Source organism: Burkholderia sp. MSMB1459WGS (assembly GCF_001534535.1).
Taxonomy (GTDB): domain Bacteria; phylum Pseudomonadota; class Gammaproteobacteria; order Burkholderiales; family Burkholderiaceae; genus Burkholderia.
The window spans coordinates 88,069-113,443 of sequence record NZ_LPMU01000070.1; the positions used below are offsets into that span (position 1 = coordinate 88,069).

Annotated in this window: 22 protein-coding genes and 4 tRNA genes; 13 read left to right on the plus strand and 13 right to left on the minus strand. The window is 66.1% G+C overall.

From position 1 onward, the window contains the following. Positions 1 to 120 precede the first annotated feature (120 nt). From WT97_RS27730 to WT97_RS27740, 3 genes are all read right to left on the minus strand, one after another. Positions 121 to 207, minus strand: a tRNA-Leu gene (locus WT97_RS27730). A 191-nt stretch (positions 208 to 398) separates the two neighbouring features. After that, positions 399 to 485 (minus strand) — tRNA-Leu (locus WT97_RS27735). Positions 486 to 602: 117 nt separating this feature from the next. Then, on the minus strand, positions 603 to 1,592 hold the full coding sequence (locus WT97_RS27740; protein ID WP_060354797.1) for an aliphatic sulfonate ABC transporter substrate-binding protein: 990 nt from the start codon (positions 1,590 to 1,592) through the stop codon (positions 603 to 605). A 290-nt stretch (positions 1,593 to 1,882) separates the two neighbouring features. On the opposite strand from WT97_RS27740, the gene WT97_RS27745 reads away from it, so the two are divergent. After that, the gene (locus WT97_RS27745; protein WP_060354798.1) at positions 1,883 to 2,404 is read left to right on the plus strand and encodes a DUF6496 domain-containing protein; all 522 of its coding nucleotides are present in this window, start codon (positions 1,883 to 1,885) and stop codon (positions 2,402 to 2,404) included. Between the two features lie 169 nt (positions 2,405 to 2,573). Here the strand turns inward: WT97_RS27745 and WT97_RS27750 are convergent, their stop codons facing one another. Beyond that, positions 2,574 to 4,106, minus strand: a complete 1,533-nt coding sequence (locus tag WT97_RS27750; RefSeq protein WP_060354799.1) for a CYTH and CHAD domain-containing protein — start codon at positions 4,104 to 4,106, stop codon at positions 2,574 to 2,576. A gap of 537 nt (positions 4,107 to 4,643) precedes the next feature. Between WT97_RS27750 and WT97_RS27755 the strand changes: the two genes are divergently transcribed. Then, on the plus strand, positions 4,644 to 6,422 hold the full coding sequence (locus WT97_RS27755; RefSeq protein WP_060354800.1) for a SulP family inorganic anion transporter: 1,779 nt from the start codon (positions 4,644 to 4,646) through the stop codon (positions 6,420 to 6,422). Between the two features lie 373 nt (positions 6,423 to 6,795). On the opposite strand, the gene WT97_RS27760 is transcribed toward WT97_RS27755, so the two are convergent. Next, positions 6,796 to 9,153, minus strand: coding sequence for an AsmA family protein (locus WT97_RS27760; RefSeq protein ID WP_060354801.1), 2,358 nt, complete (start codon positions 9,151 to 9,153; stop codon positions 6,796 to 6,798). On the opposite strand from WT97_RS27760, the gene WT97_RS34690 reads away from it, so the two are divergent. Together WT97_RS34690 and WT97_RS27765 are read left to right on the plus strand one after the other, a co-directional pair. After that, complete coding sequence (locus WT97_RS34690) at positions 9,104 to 9,361, plus strand: hypothetical protein (protein WP_179949374.1); 258 nt, start codon at positions 9,104 to 9,106, stop codon at positions 9,359 to 9,361. The genes WT97_RS27760 and WT97_RS34690 overlap by 50 nt on opposite strands. Then, a complete protein-coding gene (locus WT97_RS27765; RefSeq protein ID WP_034207163.1) occupies positions 9,336 to 9,908 on the plus strand; it encodes a bacterioferritin in 573 nt (190 codons plus the stop codon). The genes WT97_RS34690 and WT97_RS27765 overlap by 26 nt, the downstream gene beginning before the upstream one ends. A 225-nt stretch (positions 9,909 to 10,133) precedes the next feature. On the opposite strand, the gene WT97_RS27770 is transcribed toward WT97_RS27765, so the two are convergent. Then, a tRNA-Leu gene (locus WT97_RS27770) sits at positions 10,134 to 10,220 on the minus strand. Positions 10,221 to 10,472: 252 nt separating this feature from the next. Here WT97_RS27770 and rnr point away from each other — a divergent pair. The 6 genes from rnr (at position 10,473) to WT97_RS27800 (ending at position 17,688) form a co-directional block, all read left to right on the plus strand. Beyond that, positions 10,473 to 12,944 carry a ribonuclease R gene (gene rnr / locus WT97_RS27775; protein ID WP_059789788.1) on the plus strand — a complete coding sequence of 824 codons (2,472 nt, stop codon included), beginning with the start codon at positions 10,473 to 10,475 and terminating at the stop codon, positions 12,942 to 12,944. A 148-nt stretch (positions 12,945 to 13,092) separates the two neighbouring features. Next, positions 13,093 to 13,836, plus strand: a complete 744-nt coding sequence (gene rlmB / locus WT97_RS27780; RefSeq protein ID WP_059499012.1) for a 23S rRNA (guanosine(2251)-2'-O)-methyltransferase RlmB — start codon at positions 13,093 to 13,095, stop codon at positions 13,834 to 13,836. 109 nt (positions 13,837 to 13,945) lie between these two features. Then, complete coding sequence (locus WT97_RS27785) at positions 13,946 to 14,818, plus strand: N-acetylmuramoyl-L-alanine amidase (protein ID WP_060354802.1); 873 nt, start codon at positions 13,946 to 13,948, stop codon at positions 14,816 to 14,818. 92 nt (positions 14,819 to 14,910) lie between these two features. Continuing rightward, on the plus strand, positions 14,911 to 15,606 hold the full coding sequence (gene rpiA, locus WT97_RS27790; protein ID WP_059499010.1) for a ribose-5-phosphate isomerase RpiA: 696 nt from the start codon (positions 14,911 to 14,913) through the stop codon (positions 15,604 to 15,606). Positions 15,607 to 15,886: 280 nt separating this feature from the next. After that, entirely contained in the window at positions 15,887 to 16,603 is a 717-nt protein-coding gene (locus WT97_RS27795; RefSeq protein ID WP_006476118.1) for a FadR/GntR family transcriptional regulator, read from the plus strand. 98 nt (positions 16,604 to 16,701) lie between these two features. Continuing rightward, positions 16,702 to 17,688, plus strand: a complete 987-nt coding sequence (locus WT97_RS27800; RefSeq protein ID WP_060354803.1) for a Gfo/Idh/MocA family protein — start codon at positions 16,702 to 16,704, stop codon at positions 17,686 to 17,688. Between the two features lie 52 nt (positions 17,689 to 17,740). Here WT97_RS27800 and WT97_RS27805 read toward each other — a convergent pair whose 3' ends face one another. The 7 genes from WT97_RS27805 to WT97_RS27835 form a co-directional block, all read right to left on the minus strand. Beyond that, positions 17,741 to 18,433, minus strand: coding sequence for an amino acid ABC transporter permease (locus WT97_RS27805; RefSeq protein ID WP_006484207.1), 693 nt, complete (start codon positions 18,431 to 18,433; stop codon positions 17,741 to 17,743). A gap of 122 nt (positions 18,434 to 18,555) precedes the next feature. Further along, positions 18,556 to 19,350 carry a cystine ABC transporter substrate-binding protein gene (locus WT97_RS27810; protein ID WP_060354804.1) on the minus strand — a complete coding sequence of 265 codons (795 nt, stop codon included), beginning with the start codon at positions 19,348 to 19,350 and terminating at the stop codon, positions 18,556 to 18,558. Between the two features lie 100 nt (positions 19,351 to 19,450). Further along, entirely contained in the window at positions 19,451 to 20,488 is a 1,038-nt protein-coding gene (locus WT97_RS27815) for a quinone-dependent dihydroorotate dehydrogenase (protein ID WP_027807358.1), read from the minus strand. 97 nt (positions 20,489 to 20,585) lie between these two features. Next, positions 20,586 to 21,416 (minus strand): arginyltransferase, encoded by an 831-nt coding sequence (locus WT97_RS27820; RefSeq protein ID WP_059789792.1) that lies wholly within the window; start codon positions 21,414 to 21,416, stop codon positions 20,586 to 20,588. A gap of 33 nt (positions 21,417 to 21,449) precedes the next feature. Next, positions 21,450 to 22,214, minus strand: a complete 765-nt coding sequence (gene aat, locus WT97_RS27825; protein ID WP_059789793.1) for a leucyl/phenylalanyl-tRNA--protein transferase — start codon at positions 22,212 to 22,214, stop codon at positions 21,450 to 21,452. Between the two features lie 11 nt (positions 22,215 to 22,225). Then, positions 22,226 to 22,771, minus strand: a complete 546-nt coding sequence (locus WT97_RS27830; protein WP_006476111.1) for an NUDIX hydrolase — start codon at positions 22,769 to 22,771, stop codon at positions 22,226 to 22,228. 183 nt (positions 22,772 to 22,954) lie between these two features. Continuing rightward, a tRNA-Met gene (locus WT97_RS27835) sits at positions 22,955 to 23,031 on the minus strand. 197 nt (positions 23,032 to 23,228) lie between these two features. Between WT97_RS27835 and WT97_RS27840 the strand changes: the two genes are divergently transcribed. From WT97_RS27840 to WT97_RS27850, 3 genes are read left to right on the plus strand one after another with little or no spacing between them, the layout of a single operon-like run. Beyond that, a complete protein-coding gene (locus WT97_RS27840) occupies positions 23,229 to 23,726 on the plus strand; it encodes a heme-degrading domain-containing protein (protein WP_006476110.1) in 498 nt (165 codons plus the stop codon). A gap of 9 nt (positions 23,727 to 23,735) precedes the next feature. Further along, on the plus strand, positions 23,736 to 24,068 hold the full coding sequence (locus WT97_RS27845) for a multidrug efflux SMR transporter (protein ID WP_373557105.1): 333 nt from the start codon (positions 23,736 to 23,738) through the stop codon (positions 24,066 to 24,068). Between the two features lie 31 nt (positions 24,069 to 24,099). Continuing rightward, positions 24,100 to 25,254: an enoyl-CoA hydratase/isomerase family protein gene (locus WT97_RS27850; RefSeq protein ID WP_059789942.1), complete on the plus strand. Its 1,155-nt coding sequence runs from the start codon at positions 24,100 to 24,102 to the stop codon at positions 25,252 to 25,254. The last annotated feature ends 121 nt before the right edge of the window (positions 25,255 to 25,375 follow it).

Here is a 25,375-nt window from a genome sequence, read left to right on the forward strand (position 1 = left end):
CGAGGGAAAGGGGGCGGGCGCGGACACCCGAAATCGGGGAGGGATTGCAGATGGCCTGCGATGATTCCGGGGCCGGAAATGAAAAAAGGCCGGCTAAAAGCCGACCTTTTCAAAAACAGATGGTGCCCAGGAGAGGACTCGAACCTCCACGGTGTTGCCACCGCTAGGACCTGAACCTAGTGCGTCTACCAATTCCGCCACCTGGGCACGTTTCGCTTGCTGCGATGCGAAGACCGCTATTGTAGCGTGTCTTCACGGGCTGTCAACATAATTTTAGGACGCGAACCAAAATAACGGGCATCTTGGTAGATGCCGAAGCCCGTGCCGAACATGCGCATCGATTCGGAGGCTCGAAATGAAAAAAGGTCGGCTGAGAGCCGACCTTTTTAAAAAACAGATGGTGCCCAGGAGAGGACTCGAACCTCCACGATGTTGCCACCGCTAGGACCTGAACCTAGTGCGTCTACCAATTCCGCCACCTGGGCACGTTCGCTTGCTGCGATGCGAAGACCGCTATTGTAGCGTGCCGGGAAAGTCTGTCAATACAATTTCATCCGGCCACATAAAAATATTTTGCCGCCCTGGCGGGGCGGCCCGGCCTCTCACACGCCGACCGGCTCCGCGCGATTCGCCGTGAAATTCCAGCGCTGCGCTTCTTTCGTGTCGACCCGGGTCGGCAATACCCCGGCCGCGAAGAACGTGTCGGCGATCTGCTGCTGTTCGCCGAAGTTTTGCACGATCACCGGCCGCACGAGGTAGCTGCGTCGCGCATTCGCACTTGCGATCGTCGCGGCGTCGAGGCCCCAGATCGGCGCAAGCGTGTTCGCGGCTTCCTGCTGGTGATCGCGCAGCCACGTGCCCGTCTGCGACAACCGGTCGAACAGGATCCGCACGGCGTCCGGGTGGGCGGCAGCGAAGCCGCTCGATGCGAGGTAGTAGCGCTGATACGATGCGAGTCCGCTGCCGTCGGCGAGAATCCGCACATCGGGATGCTGGTCGACCGACGCGATATAGGGATCCCACGTGATCCAGGCGTCCACGCTGTCGCGCTCGAACGCCGCGCGGCCGTCCGCGGGCGTCAGGTAATGGATCGCCGTATCGGCGGGCGCGAGCCGCGCGCGTGCGAGCGCGACGAGCAACAGATAGTGGCTGCCGGCGGCCTTGGTGACCGCGATACGCTTGCCCTTCAGGTCGGCGAGGGTGCGCAGTGCGCCGTCCTTCTTCACGATGATCGCCTGTGCCTTCGGCGACGGCGCTTCCTGCGCGACATACACGAAACGCGCATGGGCGGCCTGCGCGAAGACCGGGACCGTGTCGGCGACGTCGGCGCTGAAATCGACGGCGCCGACGTTGAGCGCCTCGGTCAGCGGCAATCCGCTCGCGAATTCATGCCACGACACGCGCAGCCCGAGCGGCGCAAGCGCCTGCTCGAGCGTGCCGTGCGCCTTGAGCAGCGTGATCAGCGTCGACGATTTCTGGTAGCCGATGCGCAGCGCGGCAGGCGTGTTCTCCGCATGCGTGCGGATGCCCGCGGCAGCGAGGCCCGCAGCCAGTATCGTGCGCGCAAACGCGCGGCGGTTCATCGACGTCATCAAGCGTGTTCCTCGGTGGGTGGGTTGCGGTGAGGCGAGCCGGCTAACGTACCAACGCCGAGGGCGGCCGATAACCGATAAATTCTGCTATCGATCCAACCAGCCGGCATAAGCGGGGCGCTCACTGATTCGGATGCGTTCGCTTGGTGTCGGGGAGTCCTGATTTTCGGCGGCGCACGGTGCGATCCGGATTGTGCGGAGCAGTCGCCGCGCGCGGTGCGCGCTTCGAGGTGCACTGGGCACGCCCGTTGCTCGAAAAAGTGCGTACGCCTTTATCAAGGAGAGTGATCATGCCCGAACAGAGAGCGATCCAGCGAGCCCGCGCCGACAAACGCAGCGGCAAGTCGCCGAGCACCCAGGCAGGCGAGTTCGTCAAGGAAGAGATCGACCGCGTACGCAGCGGCAAGCATGGCGTACGTTCCGCCAAGCAGGCAATCGCCATCGGTCTGTCGCAGGCGCGGCGTGCGGGTGTCGATCTCAAGCCGCCCGCGAAGGGCAAGACGAGCGAAGCGACCCGCAAGAAGGCGGCGCAGGACACCGCTGCGGGACAAGGCAGGAAAAAGGCGAGCCCGAGCACCGAATCGAAAGCGAAACGCTCGCGCACCACGACTGCCGTGTTGAAGCGCGAGAGTAAGGAGGGGGCGTCGTCGACCGCGATGTCGAGGCAGGCGAAGAGCGCTGCCGCGCGCCGTCCGGCCGCGAGCCGTTCCGCGGCGGCCAAGAAGGCGGCGCAGACCAAAGGCGCGGCAGGCCGCTCGGCAGCGGCCAAGAAGGCAGCACAGACGCGGGTGGCCCGTTCGCATCATCACTAACGCGTTGGCCGATCGGCAACGCGCGCTCGGATCGCGGAGCCGGCGAAATGTCGGCAGCACGGGCAGAACCCCGCGCGCTCGCGCGGAAGGGGCCGCTGCGCGGGTGCCTGCTGCCGCAGCCGTTGCGGCGACTATGCCGGGCCCGATACGGCGTGGCCGGCACCGGTCTCTATCGAGGTGGAGACAGCCGCCTGAAGCGCTTCCATAACTTTTTCATTTGAGCGTAATCGGCGGCCACGCGCGAAGCCCAGAACCCTCGAACGAAAGCTGCGCCCGACGCGGTATCGGCGTGGGTGCGGGGAAGCGAATCCAGCAGACGGTCCGCGACCACTGCGTCGTTGCGCCAGCCCAGATCGTCCTGAAGCGTACTCAATGTCGCCACATAATGCTTCACGGCCGACTTCCGAAACAACGAAGCAAAGAATTCCGTCGCATACCGAAGTTTCTTCGCGGCGATCCGCGCCCGATGCCGGCGGCGATCATCGAGCCCGGCCAGCCCGCGGCCGCGCTTGAGCAACTTGTTGTGCCTGCGACGCAATATGTCGGATGCAAGCCGCTTCGCCGGATTTCGTATGGCTTCGGACGCCTTCGTCGACATGCCGTCACGCCAGCGTGCACCGTTTAGCCATCGCGTCAGTTGCAGCATCAGACGCGTGTAACGGACGGACTCCGCGGCAGCGGCTGCGTTGGCGCGCTTTTCCGTTGCCACCCGCTGGCACGCGCGTTCCACTGCCCGGCGTTCCAGCTTCTTCTCCGTCTGCTCGAGTGCCTGGCCGAGTGTCGAGCGAACGAGTACCTCCCAGTCGCGCGCCTCTCCGAGCTCCGATGCGATCCAGCGCAATTCGTCCTGAAGCCCCGGATAGGCGGGAATGACCTTGTCGAACAGATCGAGCGCCGAGCGCAGACGCCGCAGGCCGACGCGCATCTGATGCACGCTCGATGGGTCGTGACCGGACACGACGCCGCGTTCGTTCGCGTGAATGTGCTCGAGGCAATTGTGTGCGATCTGGCGGAATGCGTCTTCGATGCTGTCCCGTTTGTGAAGCGTCACCGGTTTCGCTTTCACGGGCGTCTGATGTTGTTGCAGAAGCATTTCATAACCGCGATCGGCCTTGCTCAGGCGGTCGAAGCGAAGCGGAACCGTCGCGAGCAGATCGAGCGCAATCTGATAGAGACGGTCGGGCCGGCCGCGCTTCAATTCCATCTCGACTGCGACGATGGGAGTCGAAGCCGCGTCGGTTTCGATGGTGCCTTCATCGATCGCAAACTCGACTTCTTCGTCGGACGGCAGGTGTAATGGCAGCACCGTGCGGCGAATCCTGGTGACGAAGCGCGCTTCGAGATTCGCCGCGGTGTGTTTATCGCGAATCAGCTTTCCTAGACTGCCGTCGGCGGGGATCGAATCGGTGAACAAGCTCAGATCGGGTGCGCGGCCGTCGACCGGCATTTCGAATTCGTCGCGCTCGTACACGCCTGCCTGCGCCGAGCCGTCGAGCTTGATGGTCTGGACCGTCTTGTCGCCGTGATCGCGCACGCGCAGCGACGCATTGCACCGGCGAAATGCGAGTTCCGGTGTGTCGTAGTAGGTGCTGACGAGCGTTGTGTCAGACGACACTGTGTTCTTGCTTTCCGCGAACAGCGGCGACTCGCGGATTCTACCCACGTGCTCGCGGTCTACCAGCAGTTTCAGTTCCCTTTCCATTGCACTCCTTTGCTCTCGTCATCGGCCGGTCAGCTCGCGCGCCGTTCGGCGGCGAAGCTTCGCCGTCTGATGCAGGCGAGCATTTTTTGCACCCTCCGGCGGCCGCTTCGAGTGTCACGCTGGTCGCGCCCGACATGCCGACATACCCGACGGGCTCCCATCCATCTGCCTCTTCCCCGTCATGCGCCGCGGTCCGGACACGGAATTTGCGCGAGCCAGGTAAAACGTACAAAGCGACTGCTCGTAATCGAGAAGGGGCCATACGAATCGAAGCGGTTCAACCGGTTGCGTGCCGGTGCCAGGTACGCGGCTTGCTGCGAACGGGCACCCGGACCGACGCGTGGCGTTTCCGTTGCGCCGCCTGACGCGTCGGAACAGGCGCAGTGCAATGGATCCGAAGGCGTTGCGCAAACGCCGACGTTCGCGGCAGCCTGCAGACAGCGTCGACCGGGCTTGTCACGACAGCGGCAGTGTGCCGCCCGCGCCGGTGGACGGTTGGGAGAGGGCTCGTCATGGAACCGCGCGATCCGAAAGTTCATGACCCGGCCAAGACACGCGGGAGCGACACGTGTGGTCAGCGATAGCATCGTACGAGGATTGAAGGAAATCGCCCGCCGCGTGCCCGGTATCGCGTGGCTCAGCACATACCGGATGGCCTGGCTGCCGGGTGACGCCACCGCAGGCGTGACGCTGAGCGCCGTGCTGGTGCCCGCCGGCATGGCCTACGCGATCGCGTCCGGCCTGTCCGCCGCGTCGGGGCTCTATGCGTCGATTGCCGCGCTGGTCACCTATGCGGCGGTCGGGCCGAGCCGCATCCTCGTGCTCGGGCCCGATTCGGCGCTCATTGCGCTGATCGCGGCAAGCATCGTGCCGCTCGCGCACGGCAACCTCGCGCATGCGGCGGCGCTCGCGGGCGCGCTTGCGTTGCTGTCCGGCGCCCTTTGTCTGGCGGTCGGCCTGTTCCGGCTGGGCTTCATCACCGATCTGCTGTCCACGCCGATCCGCTACGGCTATCTGAACGGCATCATCGTCACGATCATCGTCAGTCAGTTACCGAAGCTGCTCGGTCTGACCGTGCACGAAGCGTCGATTCTGCAACAGTTGCGCGCGCTGGCGAGCGCCATTGCCGCCGGAAAAACGAACCTCGCGGCCTTGTCGATCGGTGTGCTGTCGCTCGCCGTTATCCTGGCGTTCAGACGCTGGGCACCGAAACTGCCGGGGGTGCTGGTGGCCGTGGCCGTCGCCACCGTCGGGACTGCATATTTCGATCTGGCGGCCCGGACGGGCATCAGCGTAGTGGGCACGTTGCCTCGCGGCCTACCGCTGCCGGACTTTCCGGCGCTTGCGCCGAGCGAATGGCTCGCACTATCGGCAAGTGCCGCCGCGATCGCACTGGTGTCGTTTACGGACATCAGCATGCTGTCGCAGATTTACGGGCTGCGCAGCGGGGACGGTGTCGACCGCAATCGCGAATTCGTCGCGCTCGGGATCGCAAATATTGCAGCAGGGCTGTTCCAGGGCTTTTCGGTCGCGGCCAGCGGATCGCGCACGCCGGTCGCCGAGGGGGCCGGTGCGAAGAGCCAGGCCTGCGGCCTGATTGCCGCACTCATCGTGGCGGCGTTGCTGGTTTTTGCCCCGCAGGCGCTCCGTGATACGCCGCAAGCCACCCTCGGGGCCGTGGTCGTCGCCGCATCGTTTTCGTTGATCGAAATCGCCGGCCTGCGGCGGCTTTATCGGTTGCGCCGTCTGGAATTCGTGCAGTCCCTCGCATGCTTTGCCGGGGTCGTGCTGTCGGGCGTGGTGGCCGGCGTCGGTATCGCCCTCGGGCTTGCCGTGCTGGCTTTCCTCTGGCGGGCGTGGCGCCCGTATTCGGCCGTGCTCGGCCGGCGCGACGGCGTGAAGGGCTATCACGATATCGCGCGTCATCCGGACGCGCGGCGCATCCCCGGGCTGGTTCTGCTGCGCTGGGATGCGCCGCTGTTCTTCGCCAACGCGGAAATCTTTCACGAGCGCGTGATGACCGCGGCGCGCGATGCGCCCACCCGTACCCATTGGGTCGCCATCGCAGCCGAGCCCGTGACGGATATCGACGTCACAGCCGCCGACATGCTGGCGAGGCTCGACGACGAACTCGACGATGCGGACATGCAGCTATGCTTCGCGGAACTCAAGGGGCCGGTCAAGGACAGCCTGAAGCGATACGGATTGTACGAGCGGATCGGCGAAGACCACTTCATGCCGACGGTCGGCGAAACCGTGTCGGCGTATCTGAAATCCCATTCGGTCGAGTGGCACGATTGGGAAGGCGAAGGATGATGTACCGCGTCTGGGCGACGACGACGTAGTGGAGGCAGCGCGACGCGCGTCGCGAAAGCCGTCCCTCGCGAAGTGCGCGTAGCCAGTACTGTTCGCACGCAGCCCGCGCTGGCGGGGCGGGCTCACCGCGAGGGTGGCAACGAGATCGTCACGGTCGCCGCGGCCCGCAATGCACAGTACCGACGGCGCGCGGTATCGGTCGGTTCCTGCCTCGCCGCTGAGTCAGGCCGGGCGATCGCCGCTCCAGCCGCCTCGTTGCGGCAGCCGGCAATGGGCGGCATCGAATTCCCCCAACGCGCGAAGCTCGTGCCCGGCGACGGATCGTCAGCCGTTCCGCGTTCGGGCGGAACGATCGCCGGTACAACGACGAGAGTCAGCGAGTTGTCTTGGGCAACGGCATGCCGAGGACGGAGGAATGAGTCGCGTCCCCGACCGGCGTGCCCGGCGGCAGGCGCAGCCCTTTGGCCTTCTTGCGTTGGCCCGGCGGCGGCGCGGTCGGTTGCTGCGACTGCATCGCCGCGATCAGTTGCCGGCACGGCAGTGGTTTGTGGTTGCTCGGCGCGATCAACGGAATCAGCGCGGCGAACGGATTGACGATGCCGAGGCCGACCATCGCGCCGCCGCGTAGCGCGAGCGCGGTCGGATTCACGCCGACGCGCGGATTCTTGAAGGTACCCCTGACGTAGAGCGGCGAGCGCAGTGTGAAAATGCGGAAGCCCTTCGTGTGCGGGTGTACGCCGAGATCCATCGTTTCGTTCTTCATGTTCACCTTGCCGTCGATGTTGATGACGGCGTCGTCCGTGTCGAGTGCGAACGCATGCGAATCGAGCACGCCATCGGTGACCACGAAATCGGCGGCCGCGCAGTTGATGTGCACGGTGCGATCTCCATACAGCTTTTCGTAGACGACGTTCGCGACGTTCAGGCCCGCGGCTTCCATGAGCAGTCGGCTCAGCACGCCGTCGGTGACGAGCAGCTTCACCTCGCCGTTGGAGCTGGCTGCGAGCGCCGCCGGCGTGTTGCCGGTCGCGGACAACTGCGCGTCGCCATTGACTTCACCGAGCGCGCTCTGCATCGTCTTCACGGTCGGCAGCAGCTGCTTCAGCTTGAGATGGCGCACGCGCGTCGACGCGCGTGCCTTGAGCGGCCGCTCGCGGCCGTCGAGATGAAGGTCCGACGCGATCGAGCCACCCGCGACGCCGAACTTGAGCGGCTCCAGCGACAGCACGCCATCGATCATCACGATGTGCGTGTACAGATCGGTAATGGGCAGCGCCGGATCCTTGATGATGCGGCGGCCCGTGAATTTCACGTCGGCATCGATCGCCTTCCAGCGCTCGGTCCGGAAGCCTTCGACAGGCAGGGCCTTGTTCGGCGGCTGACGCGCGCTGTCGCCGCGCCTGGCTTTGCTCGCGTTGCTGTCCGCGCCGACCACCGGTGCCAGATCCTTGAACTGCAGCAGATTCGAGACCACCTCGCCCGTGAGCAGCGGCCGCGGTGCGCGTTGCGTATAGATCAGCGTGCCGTCGAGATCGCTGCCGCCCACGCGGCTTGAAAATTTTTCATAACGGAACACGCTGCCGCCGGGTTTGATGTTGCCCGTCAGATGACCCTCCGTGGCGTAGGGCGGGGTCTTGGGAAGCGTGATGCCCGTCAATTGATACAGGCGATCGAGGCTCGAGCCTTGCAGCCACAGGCGCAAATCGACGGCAGCCAGATGGGCGGGGTCGGTGACGGTACCGACCAGTGAAACATGCAGGTCGCCGGCCTTGACGTCGGCCTGTACCGGGACGGGCCGCGACGCATCCTGCAGCGCGAGCACGCCGCCGAGCTTGCCGTTACCCGACAACGCCGAATGCTTGTAGCTGCCTGTCGCTGTCCAGCCGATGCCGTATTGCGGCTCGCCCGTCTGTTGCGTGACGGCGGCAGCCGTTCCGCTTGCGGGCGGCTGGGCAGCCGAAGCGGGGCTTCCGGGCGTGGTCGGCGCTGCCGATACACCGGATGCTGCCGACGCCGCAGATGCCGCCGCTTGCGCTTGCGTGCTCAGCTTTTGCGCGCCTCGCTTGCCGACCACCTCGGCCGACGCACTGCGCGACTTGTTTTCCTGCTGTTTCAGGACTTCGCCGATCGGGATCGCATGGCCGAGCGTGTTGACCGTTGCCTGCATCGCCACGTCTTTTTGCTGGTCGGACAGCGTGATGTTGCCCTGGTCGAGCCGGATGTCGTGCAGGTCGAGTTTCCACTCGAGCGGGTGCGCGGAGGACTTGAGCTTGAAGGTCCAGTTGTTTCGTCCGTCGGCGACGCGTTCGAGGTCGATGGAAGGACTCACCAGATGGATGACCGGAATGACGATGTCGTGCGTGATCAGCGGAAGCAGCTTCACCTGGAAGTCGATTTCGTCGAGCGTGGCGAAGTACCGCTGTTTCGTCCAGTCCGGGTTCGCGATCGTGATGTTTCGCGCCGCAAAGGTAGGCCAGAGGACCCACGCACGCCAGCCGGTTTCGCCGCTGGCGCGATGCCAGCTCACGGTCAGGTCGCCGTTGATCGTGAACGTACGACCGATCGCGGCGCTCACCTTGTCGTCGACCATGGGCCGTGCCCGATTCCAGTCGAACGTGAAAATGAACAGCGCGATCGCCGCGATCAGAATGATCAGTACTGCGACGAGCCATGCAACGACTTTGCCTGCCATTCTGGCGATCGTCATTCCGGACGCGTTCGGTAAGGCCATGGCGAAGGTCTTGAGATTTGCGGTCCGGCCCCCTCACGGGCCGGCCTTCGGCAGGAAGGCAGCAATTGCCGTACCGCGGGCGGGCCTGTCCGCTGCGGGATGGTCGAGCAGTACCGGGCAGGTATCGATTTTGCTGTCCAAGGCGGGCAGCAGATTTTCTTACCGGATAAAGGAGCAGATCGATGACGAAATCACCTGCAACCCATGACGCGGTACCTGAATCCAGCGACCCGTTCGTGCTGGACCTCAAGAAAATTCGCGAAGACGCGCGCAAGCACATGTCGGACGGCCCGGTCACGCAAACGTACGGCGCGGACCGCACCAAGGTGCTGAAGCTGCTCAACGACGCGCTGGCGACCGAGATCGTCTGCACGCTGCGTTACAAGCGGCATTACTTCATGGCCAGGGGCATCAATTCCGAAGCCGTGGCGCAGGAATTCGCGCAGCATGCGACCGAAGAGCAGGAGCACGCCGACCGGATCGCCGAGCGCATCGTGCAGCTCGGCGGCGAACCCGATTTCGCGCCGGACGGCCTGAAAACGCGTGCGCATTCGGAGTACCGGGAAGGCACGGACCTGACCAGCATGATCGGCGAGAATCTGGTCGCCGAGCGGATCGCCATCGACACGTATCGGGAGATCATCCGCTACCTCGGCGAGAAGGATGTCACGACGCGTCGGCTGTTCGAGGAGATTCTCGCGGTCGAGGAAGAACATGCCGACGATATGGCCGATCTGCTCCAGGGGCGCGGATAGTCCGTTGAAGGCGTAATGGCGGAGAAGTCGGGCAACGCCTGCGAGGCCGGACGGTAGCGCGGGAAAGGCGTCCGGCCGGGCCGTGCGTTCCGGGAGAATGCTTCAGCCCACGGACGCGCCGGGAAGCGCGAGGCCTGCGCGCCCTCGTACAAGTATGCGGGCGCGGTGTTTCTCGAGCTTGAAACGAAAAAAGGTCGGCTGAAAGCCGACCTTTTTAAAAACAGATGGTGCCCAGGAGAGGACTCGAACCTCCACGATGTTGCCACCGCTAGGACCTGAACCTAGTGCGTCTACCAATTCCGCCACCTGGGCACGTTTTGCAGTAGCTGCTTGCTGCAAAGAAGCGAAATTATAGCGCCCCAATTATTCCTGTCAACATCTTTTTGCGGCGCATCGCAAACCGGCTGCCACCGTGCGCGGCCGCGGCATTCCCCGTCATTTGGCGACACGGGCGGGTGATAGAATGACCCGCCGCCGTCAATATAGAACTGTCTCGGACGGACACCTCTATGTTGATGCCGTGCACCATCGGTCAACGCAACGAGAACAATCATCGACAAACCCTTGAGCAAATATCCGTACCCCATTCCGAGCCGTGAAGAGATTCTCGGCGTGCTGCGTACGAGCGACGCGCCGCTGGCCGCCAACGACATCGCCGAAGCCCTGTCGATCAAGCGTCAGGAGCGCGAGGGGTTCTTCCGGCGTGTCGCCGCGATGGAGCGCGACGGCCAGATCCGCCTCGACAAGCGCGGCCACTACCAGTTGACTCATCCGTCGAATTTCGTCGCGGGGCGTGTGCAGGGGCATCGCGACGGCTACGGGTTCGTGATCCGCGACGACGGCCAGGACGATCTGTTTCTGCCGAACGGCGAAATGCAGAAGGTGATGCACAACGACCGCGTGCTCGCGCGGATCGTCGGCTACGATCGCCGCGGCCGGCCGGAAGGGCATGTCGTCGAAGTCACCGAGCGCGCGAACAAGCGCGTCATCGGCCGCCTGCTGAACGAGAACGGCGCACTGATCGTCGCGCCGGAAGACAAGCGTATCGGCCACGACATCCTGATCACGCAGAACGTGAAGAAGGCGAAGGTCGGGCAGGTCGTCGTCGTCGAACTGACCGATTTCCCGAGCCGCCATTCGCAGCCGCTCGGCCGTGTCGTCGAAGTGCTCGGCGATATCGACGATCCGGGCATGGAAATCGAAATCGCGGTGCGCAAGTACGGCGTGCCGCACGAATTCAGCCAGCCGGCGCTCGACGAAGCCGCCGCGCTGCCCGACAAGGTGCGGCCGGCCGACCTGCGCTTCCGCGTCGACCTGCGCGACGTGCCGCTCGTGACGATCGACGGCGAGGACGCCCGCGACTTCGACGATGCCGTCTACTGCGAGCCGGTCAAGGTCGGCCGCGGCGACGGCTTCCGGCTGATCGTCGCGATCGCCGACGTGTCGCACTACGTCCAGCCGGGTAGCGGGCTCGATGCCGACGCGCTCGAGCGCAGCACGTCGGTCTACTTCCCGCGCCGCGTGATCCCGATGCTGCCGGAGAAGCTGTCGAACGGCCTCTGTTCGCTGAATCCGCAGGTCGACCGCTGCGTGCTCGCGTGCGACATGGTGATCACCGCGCGCGGCGAGATCAAGGCATACCAGTTCTATCCGGCCGTGATCCATTCGGCGGCGCGCCTGACGTACACCGAAGTCGCGGCCGTGCTGTCGAACACGAAGGGGCCGGAGGCTGCGCGCCGCGCTGATCTGCTGCCGCACCTGCAGGATCTGTACGGCGTCTACAAGTCGCTGTTCGCCGCGCGGCAAAAGCGCGGGGCGATCGACTTCGACACGACCGAGACCTACATCGTCTGCAACTCGCAGGGCAAGATCGAGCAGATCGTGCCGCGTCAGCGCAACGACGCGCACAAGCTGATCGAGGAATGCATGCTGGCCGCGAACGTCTGCGCGGCCGATTTCCTGAAGCGCAACAAGCATCCGGGCCTGTACCGCGTGCACGCGGGGCCGACGCCGGAAAAGCTCGAGAACCTGCGCGCGTTCCTGCGCGGCATGGGTCTGTCGCTCGGCGGCGGCGACAAGCCGCATGCGAGCGATTACGCGGCGCTGATGGCGCAGATCCGCGACCGGCCGGACGCGCAGATGCTGCAGCCGATGCTGCTGCGCTCGATGCAGCAGGCCGTCTACAGCCCGGACAACATCGGCCACTTCGGTCTCGCGTACGAGGCATACGCGCACTTCACGAGCCCGATCCGCCGCTATCCCGACCTGCTCACGCACCGCGCGATCTACGCGATCCTGTCGGGCAAGAAGTACGTGCCGAAGGCGCCGGAAGGCTTCGAGCTGAACACCGCGCTGTCGCCGCGCGCCCGCGCGATGCAGCAGGCCGACGACGAAGCGCGCGGCCGCTCGCGTTCGAACACGGCGATCTGGGAAGAGCTCGGCCTGCACTGCTCGGCGAACGAACGCCGTGCGGACGAAGCGTCGCGCGACGTCGAAGCGTGGCTCAAGTGCTACTTCATGCGCGACAAGCTCGGCGAGGAGTACGGCGGGATGGTGAACGGCGTGACGTCGTTCGGCATCTTCGTGCAGCTCGACACGCTGTTCATCGAAGGGCTCGTGCACGTGACGGAGCTCGGCTCGGACTACTTCCAGTACGACGAGATCAAGAACGAGCTGCGCGGCGAACGCACGGGCATCCGCTATCGCCTGTCGGATCGCGTGCGCGTCCAGGTGAGCCGCGTCGATCTCGATGCGCGCAAGATCGATTTCCGGCTCGTGCGCGATACGCCGGTGAAGGCGCCGCGTCCGTCGCCCGCGCCGGCCGCCGGCGTCGATCGCAACGGCAGCGGCCCGCGCGTGCGCGCGCTGCCGCCGACGGAGGAAACCGTGCCGCGCCGCAAGACGGCCGCGAGCGCGCCGAGCGTCGCGGTGAAGGAAGCGCGCGCCGCGCGTGGCGCCGCGAAGAAGAAGGGCGGTGGCGGCGGTGCGTCGGCGAAGCCGGCCGCGAAGAAGGCCCGCGCCCGCAAGAAGTATTGAGCGTTCGGGGCGGCGCAAGCGCACGCCCTGCAGTATCGAGAGACGCCGCGTCACCGGTCATCGGCCGGCCACGCGGCGCTTTCCTTTTCCATGGATCGCGGCTGCGCATGTCGCGCGGCCGCACGTTTGATCGAAGGTTGTTCCAGTCATGTCACGTCTGAAGGTTCTTTACGGTTTTCATGCGGTGACCGCACGTATGCGGCACGATGCATCGACGGTGGCGGAGGTGCTGTACGACCAGACGCGCCGCGACCGCCGCATGCAGGAGTTCCTGCACGCCGCGAAAGAAGCGGGCGTGCGGCTGATCGCGGCCGACGAAACGCGCCTGTGGGGCCTCGCGCATACCGAGCGCCACCAGGGCGTCGTCGCGCGCGTCGAGGACATGCCGCTCGCGCAGAACCTGTCCGAGCTGCTCGACGGCATCAACGGGCCCGCGCTGCTGCTCGTGCTCGACGGCGTCACCGATCCGCACAACCTCGGCGCGTGCCTGCGGGTCGCCGATTCGGCCGGCGCGCATGCGGTGATCGCGCCGCGCGACCGGGCGGTCGGCCTGAACGCGACCGCGGCCAAGGTGGCGAGCGGCGCGGCCGATACGGTGCCGTACATCACGGTGACGAACCTGGCCCGCGCGCTGCGCGAGCTGAAGGAAGCCGGCGTGTGGATCATCGGCACGTCGGACGAGGCGCCGGCGACGCTCTACGAGACGAAGCTCGACGGCCCGGTCGCGCTCGTGATGGGCGCGGAAGGCGAAGGCATGCGCCGACTTACGCGCGACACCTGCGACGAAGTGATGAGCATCCCGATGGCCGGCAGCGTGGAAAGCCTGAACGTGTCGGTCGCCAGCGGCGTGTGCCTGTACGAAGCCGTGCGCCAGCGACGCGCGAAGGGCTGACCCCGAAGCTGACCCGACCGAGGGCCGGCCCGTCCCGCGCGCGACGCGCGGGCATCGAATGACCCGAACGACGCGTGCCCCGATGCAAGCTCTCCGGAATCCGAGACCGATGACCCCGTTCCGTGTCGGCGTTTCCTGCGCCGTGCTCGGCCTGCTGGCTGCCTGCACGTCGCCGACGCTCGTCGATCGCGGCGCCTACTATGCCGACACGAGCCTGCATGCGCGCGGCGCCGATTCGCGGATCCGCTTTCTCGTGATGCATTACACCGAAAGCGACGAGGCGAAATCGCTGCGCACGCTGACCGGCGAGTCGGTCAGCGTGCATTACGTCATCCCGCCGCAGCCGCGCACCGAGCGCGGGATGCCCGTCGTCTACCAGCTCGTTCCGGAAGCGCGGCGCGCGTGGCACGCGGGTATCAGCGAATGGCAGGGCACGACCGAGCTGAACGCGGTGTCGATCGGCATCGAGAACGTGAACCGCGGCCCGCTCGATCCGCAGCAACGCACCTGGCAGCCGTATCCGCCCGAACAGGTCGACGCGCTGATCCGCCTGTCGAAGGACATCGTCGCGCGCTACGGGATTGCGCCGACGCGCGTGGTCGGGCACAGCGACATCGCGCCGCAACGCAAGATCGATCCCGGGCCGCTGTTCCCGTGGCATGCGCTCGCGCAAGCCGGCGTCGGCGCATGGCCGGACGACGCGACCGTCGCGGCACGGCTCGGCGGCCGTGATCCGCACGCGCCGGTCGACGTGCGGGAACTGCAGCTCAAGCTCGCACGCTACGGCTACGACGTGCCGACCGACGGCGTGCTCGACACGCGCACGCGGCGCGTGTTCGCCGCGTTCCAGATGCATTTCCGGCCGTCCGACTACGCGGGCAACCCGGACGCGGAAAGCGACGCGATCGCGCAGGCGCTGCTCGACAAGTACTTCCCCGGCACGCAAGCGGCGGACCCCGCGCCGGCCGCCGACACGCACTGAATACGCGGCGCATCGGCCGCCGAAAAACGCAGGGCGGTCCGCCGACTCCGGTAAACTGGCGGTTTTCCGCAATCCCGCAGCATTACCACGCCATGACTCAAGACGAACTCAAACGCCTCGTCGGCCAGGCCGCCGCCGATTACGTGATCCAGAACGTGCCCGAAGGTGCGGTGATCGGTGTCGGCACCGGCTCGACCGCCAACTGCTTCATCGACGCGCTCGCCGCCGTCAAATCGCGCTATCGCGGCGCCGTGTCGAGCTCGGTCGCCACGACCGAACGCCTGAAATCGCACGGCATCAAGGTGTTCGACCTGAACGAGATCGAGTCGCTTCAGGTGTACGTCGACGGCGCCGACGAGATCGACGCGAGCGGTGCGATGATCAAGGGCGGCGGCGGCGCGCTGACGCGCGAGAAGATCGTCGCGTCGGTGGCCGACACGTTCGTGTGCATCGCGGACGCCAGCAAGCGCGTGCCGGTGCTCGGCGCCTTCCCGCTGCCGATCGAAGTCGTGCCGATGGCGCGCACGGCCATCGGCCGGCGCGTGACCGCGCTCGGCGGCGTGCCCGTGCTGCGCGTGACGAAGGACGGCGCGCCCTACATCACGGACAACGGTAACGAGATCATCGACGTGAAGGGCCTGCAGATCGCCGATCCGCGCGGTTTCGAAGCGCAGGTGAACGCCTGGCCGGGCGTCGTGACGGTCGGCCTGTTCGCCGAGCGCGGCGCGAATCTGTGCTTGCTCGGCACGGAAAACGGCGTTGAAACGATCGTTTATCCGGCTGGCTGAAACTGAATGAGAAGCAGTCCGTAACGGCGCGCTATCTGCCGTCATGGATTGGATGGTTAAATCTTGTGGAAACCGGGGTCCGGCAGGCGCGGCGCGCTTCCCGGGCCTTTTTTTTAGCCGTATAAATCACCTCGTTCAAAAGAGGGATAACCCTGTCAGGTGTTTACCAGATAGCGAAATATCGTCGAACTCATCAACTTATAGATCATAAGAACAGTAGTAACCAGGGCCGGCGGAACTGCGGAGCAGGTGTTCGCAAATCGACGCACGGGGAGGTGTCATGGAGCAGGGCAAAGACCGGTCACTGGTCGCCAAAGTGATGGATGGGCTTGTCGCGGGTATCGTCGAAGACAAGTACGGCGGCATCTTGCCGCCACAGGACGTGCTGTCGAAAGAGTTCGACGTGAGCCGCACGGTGATGCGGGAAGCGTTGTCGATGTTGCTTGCGCGCGACATGCTCGACGTGCGTCCGAAAGTCGGTACGCGCGTGCGGCCGATGCGCGACTGGCGGATGATCGACGAAGACGTCGTGAGTTGGCGATTCCGGGCAAAGCCCGATCCGCAGTTCATGCGCGACGTCATCGAATTCCGGATGCTGATCGAACCACGCGCGACCGCGCAGGCGGCGGTGCGTGCGACGGCGGCCGACATCGCGGGCATTCGCGAAGCGTTCGATGCGTTCAAGGTGCTGCAGCCGGGCGACCCCGGCTACGACACGGCGGACGAGCTGCTGCATACGCGGATCGTCCAGGCGAGCGGCAATCAGTTCTTCCAGCAGATGGCGGCGATCGTGCGCGGGGCAGTGCGTCTCGTGAATCCGCGCGTCGTGCAGAAGGAAGGCGCGCACGACATCGCGGTGAAGGCGCATGCGCGCGTCGTCGATGCGATCGAACGGCGCGACCCGCGCGAAGCCGAAGCGGCCTCGCTCGCGCTGATCGATTTCAGCGCGGACGAGATTTCGCGCGATTTCTCGGTCGACGTGCCGGTGCGTGCCTGACGTTGCGCGTATCGCTCATCCGTGTGCCGGGCCGTTTATCATGACGGCCGGCCGGCAGCGTGCCGGCAACCGTCATACGACCGACACGGAAGATCAGGATGAACGACAACGACCATCGCCCGATGCGCTTCGGCATCGTCGGTGCAGGCAGCATTGCGCGCCGCTTCGCGCAAAGCCTCGCGCATGTGCCGGGCGCCACGCTCGCTGGCGTCTGGGCCCGCCGCGCCGATGCAGCGGCCGCCTTCTGCGAGACTTACGGCGGCGCGCCTGCCGCGCGCCTCAATGCGCTCCTCGCGAGCGATATCGACGCGGTCTACATCGCGACGCTCCATGACAGTCACGCGCAGTACACGCTGGCCGCATTGGCTGCCGGCAAGGCCGTGCTGTGCGAGAAACCCGCGGCGCTGAACGCCGTGCAACTCGACACGGTGCTGCACGCGGCGCGCGATGCCGGGCTGCTCTTCATGGAGGCGATGAAGCCGCCGTTCTTCCCGCTGTACCGTCAGTTGCGCGCGCACCTGCGTGACGATCCGATCGGCGAGATCCGGCTCGTGCGAGCCGGCTGCGCGTCGTCGTCGGTGCCGGGGGACCATTCCGTCTATCGGCTCGATTGCGCGGGCGGCGCGCTGCTCGATATCGGCATCTACGAGGCGTTCCTTGCCGTCGACTGGCTCGGCGCGGCGCGCGACGTGCAGACGCTCGGCCGCGTCGGCGCGACGGGTGTCGACCTGTTCGCGAGCCTGAACAGCGTGCATGAGAACGGCGGGATCGCGCAGCTCTTTTGCGGCCTCGACGTGATGGGGCGCGGCGACGCGCTCATTGCCGCGGCGGGCGGCCACGTGACGATTCACGAGAAGTGGTGGAACCCCGCGCGTGCGACGATCCGCTACGCGGACGGGCGCACCGTCGAACTCGACGCGCCGGTCGACGGCGGCGGGCTGAACTACGAAACCGCGCATTTCTGCGACCTGCTGCGCGCGGGCGAGATCGAAAGCCCGATCATGACGCACGACCATTCGCGGCAGATGATCGCGATGACCGACGCGGCGCGCGCCGTGCTCGGCGTGCGTTATTCGGGCGAGTAAGCGGGAAGAAGGGTGCCGGGCCCGCGAGCGTGGCCCGGCGCAACTGCGCGGCTCAGTGCCGCGACGGCAGCGACAGGCGCTTTTCGTACCAGCGCTGCACCCATTCGAGGATCTGGCACAGGATCCAGTACACGGCCGCGGCGGCGAGATAGAGCGGCAGCGGCTGATAGGTGGCCGCGATCACTTCCTGCGCGCTGCGCAGCAGTTCGGTCACGGTGATCACCGATACGAGCGACGTGTCCTTGATCAGGCTGATCAGGCTGTTCGACAGGCTCGGCACCGCGATGCGCAGCGCCTGCGGGCCGATCACGTAGCGCAGCGTCTGCCCCCACGACAGCCCGAGGCTGTACGCGGCGAGCCACTGGCCGCGCGCGATCCCGTTGATCGCGCCGCGCATGCTTTCCGACATGTAGGCTGCAACGTTCGCGGACAGCGCGATCACGCCGGCCGGCGTCGGGTCGAGCGAGATGCCGAGGCTCGGCAGCCCGTAATAGATGACGAAGATCTGCACGAGCAGCGGCGTGCCGCGCATCAGGCTCACGTACGCGCGCGCCAGCCACGCGAGCGCGTTGACCCAGATGCGCTCGAAGCCGTCGAGCGCTTCGCTTTGCCGGATGCCCATCATCGCGAGCACGACGGCGCCAAGCAGGCCGAACACCATCGACAGTACGGCGAACTTGACGGTCAGAACGGCACCCTGGGCGAGCACCGGCAGCGATTGGACGAGCAGGGACGTTGTCGACATGGAATACGAAGCGAATGCGTGCGCGAAAGCGCAATCATAAACCGGACCGATAAAACAAAGGGCGGCATCGTTGCGGATGCCGCCCTTTCCGGCCCGCCGTCGGGCGGGAAATGCAGGCCTGCTTACTTGATCGGTTTCGTCACGTCGATGCCGAACCACTTGTCGGAAATCTTCGTGAACGTGCCGTCGGCCTCGAGTTGCGCCATCGCGTCGTCGATCGCCTTCTGGAACTTCGGGTTGCCCTTCTTGAACGGGATGCCCGACGGATTCGCCGAGCCGACGTTCGCGCCGGGGCGCAACGGCAGATCGGAATTCTTCGTCAGGTACGCGAGCATCAGGCGGTCGTTGAGCGCCGCGTCGAGGCGGCCGGCCGCGAGATCGCGCAGGTACTCGGGCGCGCCCGGGTACGTCTTCACGTCGATGCCCGGCACCGATTTCGCCATGTCCATGTAGTTCGTGCCGAGCGCGACGCCGAGCTTCTTGCCCTTCAGGTCTTCCAGCGACTTGAACTGGCGCGTGTCGTCCTTGCGCTGGATCAGCTGCGCGGACGAGTACGTGTACGCCGGCGAGAAGTCGAGCGTTTCCTTGCGCTTGTCGGTGATGCCGACCTGGTTGGCGATCACGTCGAACTTGCCGGCCTGCAGGCCCGCGATGATGCCGCTCCATTCGGTCGTCACGAATTCGGCCTTCACGCCGAGCTTCGCCGCGACGGCTTTCGCGATGTCGACGTCGAAGCCGACGAGTTCGCCTTGCGGGCTCTTCGAGTTGAACGGCGGGAACGTGCCTTCGAGACCGACGCGCAGCGTGCCGCGTTGCTTGACCTGATCGAGGAGGTCGGCCGCATGCGCGGTTGCCGTAGCGAACGACGTGCCGATCACGCCGGCCACCAGCAGCTTCTTCAGCAGCGAAAATTTCATCGTGTGTGTCCTTGCCCTGTCCGGGTCAATGAGTCGGATAGTGAGGCCGATGATAGCAAAAATGCTATCGATATCTAAATATCGTTTGCTTATGACTATATTACGCGCTGCGTTCGCGGGCAATCGCCTTCACGCACTCCGACACGAGTGCCGGGCCGCGATAGATGAAGCCGGTATAGAGCTGGACGAGCGCCGCGCCGGCCGCCAGCTTCGCGCGCGCGTCCTCGCCCGAGAAAATGCCGCCGACGCCGATGATCGGCACGTCGTTGCCGACTTCCGCATGCAGCTTGCGGATCACTTCGTTCGACGCATCGAACACGGGGCGGCCCGACAGGCCACCGGCTTCGTCCGCGTGCGGCAGGCCCTGGACGGCCGCGCGCGACAGCGTCGTATTAGTGGCGATGACCGCTTCGATCTTGTGGCGCAGCAGCGTGTCGCCGATTTCCTTGACCTGTTCGTCGTCGAGATCGGGCGCGATCTTCAGCGCGAGCGGCACGAGCTTGCCGTGCAGGTCGGCGAGGCGCTGCTGCTTGTCCTTCAGCGCGGCGAGCAGCGCGTCGAGTTCGCCCGCGCCCTGCAACTGGCGCAGGTTCTTCGTGTTCGGCGACGAGATGTTGATCGTCACGTAGCTCGCGAACGGGTACACGCGCTCGAGGCAGTACAGGTAATCCTCGGCCGCGCGCTCGATCGGCGTGTCGGCGTTCTTGCCGATGTTCAGGCCGAGGATGCCGCGATAGCGGGCGGCCTGGACGTTCTTCACGAACTGGTCGACGCCGTGGTTGTTGAAGCCCATCCGGTTGATCAGCGCCTCGGCCTGCGGCAGCCGGAACATCCGCGGGCGCGGATTGCCGGGCTGCGGGCGCGGCGTGACCGTGCCGACCTCGATGAAGCCGAAACCGAGCGCCGCGAGGCCGTCGATGGCCGCGCCATCCTTGTCGAGGCCGGCCGCGAGGCCGACCGGGTTGCGGAACGTGAGCCCCATCACGGTGCGCGGCGCGTCGGGCACGCGGGCCGACAGCGCGCAGGCGAGGCCTGTGCGGCCGGCCGCGCCGAGCGCGCGCAGCGTAAGGTGGTGAGCGTCTTCCGCATCCATTTTGAACAGGGATGCGCGGGCCAGCGGGTAGAGGGAACTGAACACGGGAATGGGGCGGACAGCCGAATGAATGACAACCCGCTATTTTACCGGGAGTTGCACGGCACGGGCGAGCTTCGCTCCGTAGCCGCCGCGACGCGCGTCAGCCCGTGCCGGAATGCCCGCCCGGCAATGGCGCGCGCGCCAGCGCCGCGTCGACGGGCGGCAGGTCGAACCGTTCCGGGTCGAGCGCCTTCCAGCGGCCGTCGATCAGTCCTTCGAGCGGATGGAAGTTCGCCTTGTAGGCCATCTTCGGGCTCTCGCGGATCCAGTAGCCGAGGTACACGTAGGGCAGCCCGAGGCTCTTCGCCTGTTCGATCTGCCAAAGGATGTTGTAGGTACCGTAGCTCGTGTGCCGGTCGTCGGGCTCGAAGAACGTGTACACCGACGACAGCCCGTCGCCGAGGATGTCGATCATGCTGACCATCCGCAGCTTGCCGGGCTCGCCGCCCGGCGCGTCGAGGTCGCGGAATTCGACGAGGCGCGAATTGATCCGGCTTTGCAGCAGGAACTGTTCGTACTGGTCGCGGCTGTCGCGATCCATGCCGCCGCCCGCGTGGCGCGCGGACTGGTAGCGCATGTAGAGCGCGTAATGCTCTTCGTCGTAGTGCAGCGGCGAGACCGTCGCGACCAGCGCGCGGTGCCGCTTCCACATCCTGCGCTGCGTGCGCGTGGGCACGAACTCGCCGGCCGGCACGCGCACCGGCACGCATGCGCGGCAGCCGTCGCAGTACGGGCGGTACGTGAAGACGCCCGAGCGGCGGAAGCCGGCCTTCACGAGTTCGGTGTAGATGTCGGAATTGATCAGGTGGCTCGGCGTCGCGACTTGCGAGCGCGCGATGCGGCCGTCCAGATAGCTGCACGGATAGGGCGCCGTTGCATAGAATTGCAGCGCCGAAAGCGGTGAAAGCGGCAGCTCAGTCGGGTGAGTCATGGGCAGCTCTCGATGCAGGGAAGGAGTGCCGCGCTAGCGCTCGGTCCCGGAGGGCGCCGCCGTTTCGGCGGAGCTCGTCAGCGCGGCGAGCACGCGCTTGTCGAACTGCCACGGAATCGGCGGTTCGGCTACCGCGCGGCGCACGTGAGCGACAAAGGCCTTGCGTGCGATCTCGCGGCCGCCGAGCGACGCTAGATGCGACGTATTCTGCTGGCAGTCTATCATTTCCAGCCCCTGCTCGCGAAGGTGTGCGACGAGCGCGGCCAGCGCGATTTTCGACGCATCGGTCACGTCCGCATACATCGACTCGCCGAAAAACATCCGGCCGAACGAGACGCCGTAGAGGCCGCCGACGCGGCGCCCGCCGCGCCACGTCTCGATGCTGTGCGCGTTGCCGGTGCGGTAGAGCGACGTATAGGCGTCGATGATCTCGGCGGTGATCCAGGTGCCGCGCTGCCCGCGGCGCGGCGCCTGCGCGCACGCGCGCATCACGCCGGGAAAATCGTGATCGACGCGCACCTCCCATTCCGGCTCGCGCAGCACGCGCTTGAGCGTCTTGCGCAGCGACGGCGCGACCTTGAATTCGGCCGGCACGAGGATCATGCGCGGGTCGGGGCTCCACCACAGCACCGGCTGGCCGTCCGAGTACCACGGGAAGATGCCGCGCAGGTAGGCGTCGATGAGGCGCGACGGCAGCAGGTCGGCGCTCGCGGCGAGTAGCCCGGGGGCGCCGGTCGCGGGACCGAGCGCGCGTTCGATGGACGGAAACGGATCGTCCGGACCGAGCCAGGGAACCATGGGTGCGGGGCTCAGCCGTTGCGCAGCGAGCGGAAGATATCGCCGGTGTGCACGCCGTAGTCGCCGGCGGCGCGATCGGCGAAGAAGAAGCGCAGCGTCTGGCTGACGGTCGGGAACGCGATCTCGTCCCACGGGATGTCGGCCTCGTCGAACAGTTTGACTTCGAGGCTTTCCTCGCCGGCTTCGAAGCCCGGATCGGTGAGCCGCGCAAGGTAGAACAGGTGGACCTGGTGCACGTGCGGCACGTTGAGCAGCGTGAACAGGTTCTGCACCTCGACGCGCGCGCCGGCTTCCTCGAGCGTTTCGCGCGCAGCGGCTTCCGCGGTCGTTTCGCCCATTTCCATGAAGCCCGCCGGCAGCGTCCAGAATCCGTAGCGCGGTTCGATCGCGCGGCGGCACAGCAGGATCTGGTCGCCCCAGACCGGGACCGTACCGACGACGTTGCGCGGATTCTGATAGTGGATCGTGCCGCAGTGATCGCAGACGAAGCGCTCGCGGTTGTCGCCCGGAGGAATGCGCGCGAGGACTTCGTGACCGCAGACGGAGCAGAATTTCATGTCGAGTGGAAGGGACGAGTTGATGCGAGTGTATCACCGGGCCGCGGCATTCTCGAACGCCCGCGCATGCCGCGGCGTGTCGCGCGAAACGGCGGTCGGGTGTGCGACGAGGGGGCGGCGCCCGGACGCGCAAAAGCAAAAAGCCCGGCGTGAAGCCGGGCTTTTTGCGAAATTCTGGACGGTTGGTTGCGGGGGTAGGATTTGAACCTACGACCTTCGGGTTATGAGCCCGACGAGCTGCCAGACTGCTCCACCCCGCGTCCGTCGAAGAAATAGATTATATGGGCTAACCCGAATGCGTGCAAGTGTTTTCTGATGACCGGATCGCGGGCCCCGGTGGGGCCGGTACGGGGAAGCACGTGCGCTAGAATCGAGCGGTTTGTGTCGTCATTCCGGCAGCGGCCCTGCGCGATCGCCTCGGCGCCGTTGCGACTTTCACTACTGCATCGACGGATTCATGGACATCGCTCACGATCTGCAATCGATCGGCGCGCAGGAACAGGCGCTCGTGTTTCCCCATTTCGACCCGGCCCGCGCATGGGCGCTCGGCAACCGCATGCATGCGCTCGCGACGTCGCGCGGTCATGCGATCGCGATCGACATCGTCACGTTCGGCCAGCCGCTGTTTTACGCGGCGCTCGCGGGCGCGACGCCCGACAACGCCGACTGGGTGCGCCGCAAGCGCAACGTCGTCGCGCATTTTCGCCGCAGCTCGTACGCGATCGGCCTGCGCATGCAGCAGGCCGGCGCGACGCTCGCGGACAAGCACGGGTTGCCGGTCGCCGAGTATGCGTCGCACGGCGGTTCGTTTCCGCTGACCGTCGCCGGCGCCGGCGTGATCGGCTCGATCACGGCGTCCGGGCTGCCGCAGCGCGCGGACCACGAGTTCGTCGTCGAGGCGCTGTGCGCCGAGCTCGGTCACGACTATGCGGTACTGGCTCTCGCAAGGAGCTGAGCGATGCAACTGCCCGGTTACGCATGGCTCGCGATCGCGATCGTCGCGGAAGTGATCGGCACGTCCGCGCTGCGCGCGGCGGACGGTTTCACGCGCTTGTGGCCGTCGGTGCTCGTCGTCGCCGGTTACGGCGTCGCGTTCTACTGCCTGTCGCTCACGTTGCGCACGATGCCCGTCGGCATCATCTATGCAGTCTGGTCGGGCGCCGGCATCGTGCTGATCACGCTCGTCGCGATGCTGCTCTATCGCCAGGTGCCGGACCTGCCGGCGGTGATCGGCCTCGGGCTGATCATCTCGGGCGTCGTCGTGCTGAACCTGTTTTCGAAGATGCAGGCGCACTGAGCGTGCGCCTGCCGTTTGCCGGATGACCTTCATGACCGATTCCACTTCCGCCGCCGTTTCCGCCGAATCCGCCCAGCCCGACGTGCGTGCGTATGTCGCGAACCGCATCGGCTTTCTCGAACTGAACCGGCCGAAGGCGTTGAACGCGCTGTCGGTCGGCATGATCCGGCTGGTGCAGCAGGCGCTCGATACGTGGCGCGACGATCCCGACGTCGTCGCGGTCGTCGTGCACAGCCCGCATCCGCGCGCATTCTGCGCGGGCGGCGACGTGCGCTTCTTTCACGACGCGTGGCAGCGCGGCGACCGCGATGCGGTCGACACGTTCTTCATCGAGGAATACACGCTCAACCATGCGATCTTCACGTATCCGAAGCCGTACATCGCGTTGATGCACGGTGTCGTGATGGGCGGCGGCATGGGGATTTCGCAGGCGGCGCGGCATACGGGCGGCCTGCGCGTCGTGACCGACTCGACGAAGATGGCGATGCCCGAAACGCGCATCGGCCTGTTCCCGGACGTCGGAATGAGCTGGTTCCTCGCGCGTACGCCCGGCGCGATCGGCCGTTATCTCGCGGTGACGGGCGCGACGCTCGACGCGGCCGGCGCGCTGTACGCGCAACTCGCCGACGTCTATCTGCCCGATGCCGCGCTGCCGGCGCTGCTCGACACGCTGCGCAGCGTGCGCGTCGACAACGGTGCGCAGGCCGTCGCCTGCGTGACCGAGGCGGCCGCCGCGCACAAGGTCGTGCCGACGCCGGACACGTCGGCGCTCGCCGACGCGCGCGCCGGGATCGACCGGCATTTCGCGCAGCCCGACCTCCACGCGATCCTCGCGTCGCTCGACGCCGAGCAGGATTGCGCGGCGGTCGACGGGTGGGTCGAGAAGGCGACCCACGCGATGCGCGAGCAGCTGTCGCCGCTGTCGATGGCCGTGTCGCTCGAAGTCGTCGAACGCGCGCGCGGCGCGACAATGGCCGATTGCCTGCGGCGCGATCTCGATCTCACACGCTCGACCTTCGCGCGCGGCGACGTGATCGAAGGCGTGCGTGCGCTGATCGTCGACAAGGATCACAAGCCCGTGTGGCGTTTCAAGTCGGCCGCCGACGTCGACCGCGCCGACGTGCTCGCGATGTTCGACAGCCCGTGGGCGCCCGACACGCATCCGCTGCGCAAACTGAAAGACTGACGTCGATCGGGCACGACCCGTGCGTTCGATCGACGCGCGAGGCAGAAACGAAAAGGCCGCGTGCATGTGCACGCGGCCTTTTTCATGGACGTCGGCCGGTCCAGGCCCGAGGGGCGTGTCG

Excerpts from the sequence above, each read along its gene's own strand:
- WT97_RS27830 (WP_006476111.1), bottom strand. The coding sequence starts at position 22,771 with ATGAAATTCTGCTCCGTCTGCGGTCACGAAGTCCTCGCGCGCATTCCT.
- WT97_RS27765 (WP_034207163.1), top strand. The coding sequence starts at position 9,336 with ATGACGAAATCACCTGCAACCCATGACGCGGTACCTGAATCCAGCGAC.
- rpiA (WP_059499010.1), top strand. The coding sequence starts at position 14,911 with ATGACTCAAGACGAACTCAAACGCCTCGTCGGCCAGGCCGCCGCCGAT.
- WT97_RS27850 (WP_059789942.1), top strand. The coding sequence starts at position 24,100 with ATGACCGATTCCACTTCCGCCGCCGTTTCCGCCGAATCCGCCCAGCCC.
- WT97_RS27810 (WP_060354804.1), bottom strand. The coding sequence starts at position 19,350 with ATGAAATTTTCGCTGCTGAAGAAGCTGCTGGTGGCCGGCGTGATCGGC.
- WT97_RS27840 (WP_006476110.1), top strand. The coding sequence starts at position 23,229 with ATGGACATCGCTCACGATCTGCAATCGATCGGCGCGCAGGAACAGGCG.
- aat (WP_059789793.1), bottom strand. The coding sequence starts at position 22,214 with ATGGTTCCCTGGCTCGGTCCGGACGATCCGTTTCCGTCCATCGAACGC.
- WT97_RS27800 (WP_060354803.1), top strand. The coding sequence starts at position 16,702 with ATGAACGACAACGACCATCGCCCGATGCGCTTCGGCATCGTCGGTGCA.
- WT97_RS27785 (WP_060354802.1), top strand. The coding sequence starts at position 13,946 with ATGACCCCGTTCCGTGTCGGCGTTTCCTGCGCCGTGCTCGGCCTGCTG.
- WT97_RS27750 (WP_060354799.1), bottom strand. The coding sequence starts at position 4,106 with ATGGAAAGGGAACTGAAACTGCTGGTAGACCGCGAGCACGTGGGTAGA.
- WT97_RS27755 (WP_060354800.1), top strand. The coding sequence starts at position 4,644 with ATGACCCGGCCAAGACACGCGGGAGCGACACGTGTGGTCAGCGATAGC.
- WT97_RS27740 (WP_060354797.1), bottom strand. The coding sequence starts at position 1,592 with ATGACGTCGATGAACCGCCGCGCGTTTGCGCGCACGATACTGGCTGCG.
- WT97_RS27805 (WP_006484207.1), bottom strand. The coding sequence starts at position 18,433 with ATGTCGACAACGTCCCTGCTCGTCCAATCGCTGCCGGTGCTCGCCCAG.
- rlmB (WP_059499012.1), top strand. The coding sequence starts at position 13,093 with ATGTCACGTCTGAAGGTTCTTTACGGTTTTCATGCGGTGACCGCACGT.
- WT97_RS27820 (WP_059789792.1), bottom strand. The coding sequence starts at position 21,416 with ATGACTCACCCGACTGAGCTGCCGCTTTCACCGCTTTCGGCGCTGCAA.
- WT97_RS27745 (WP_060354798.1), top strand. The coding sequence starts at position 1,883 with ATGCCCGAACAGAGAGCGATCCAGCGAGCCCGCGCCGACAAACGCAGC.
- WT97_RS27795 (WP_006476118.1), top strand. The coding sequence starts at position 15,887 with ATGGAGCAGGGCAAAGACCGGTCACTGGTCGCCAAAGTGATGGATGGG.
- WT97_RS27760 (WP_060354801.1), bottom strand. The coding sequence starts at position 9,153 with ATGGCCTTACCGAACGCGTCCGGAATGACGATCGCCAGAATGGCAGGC.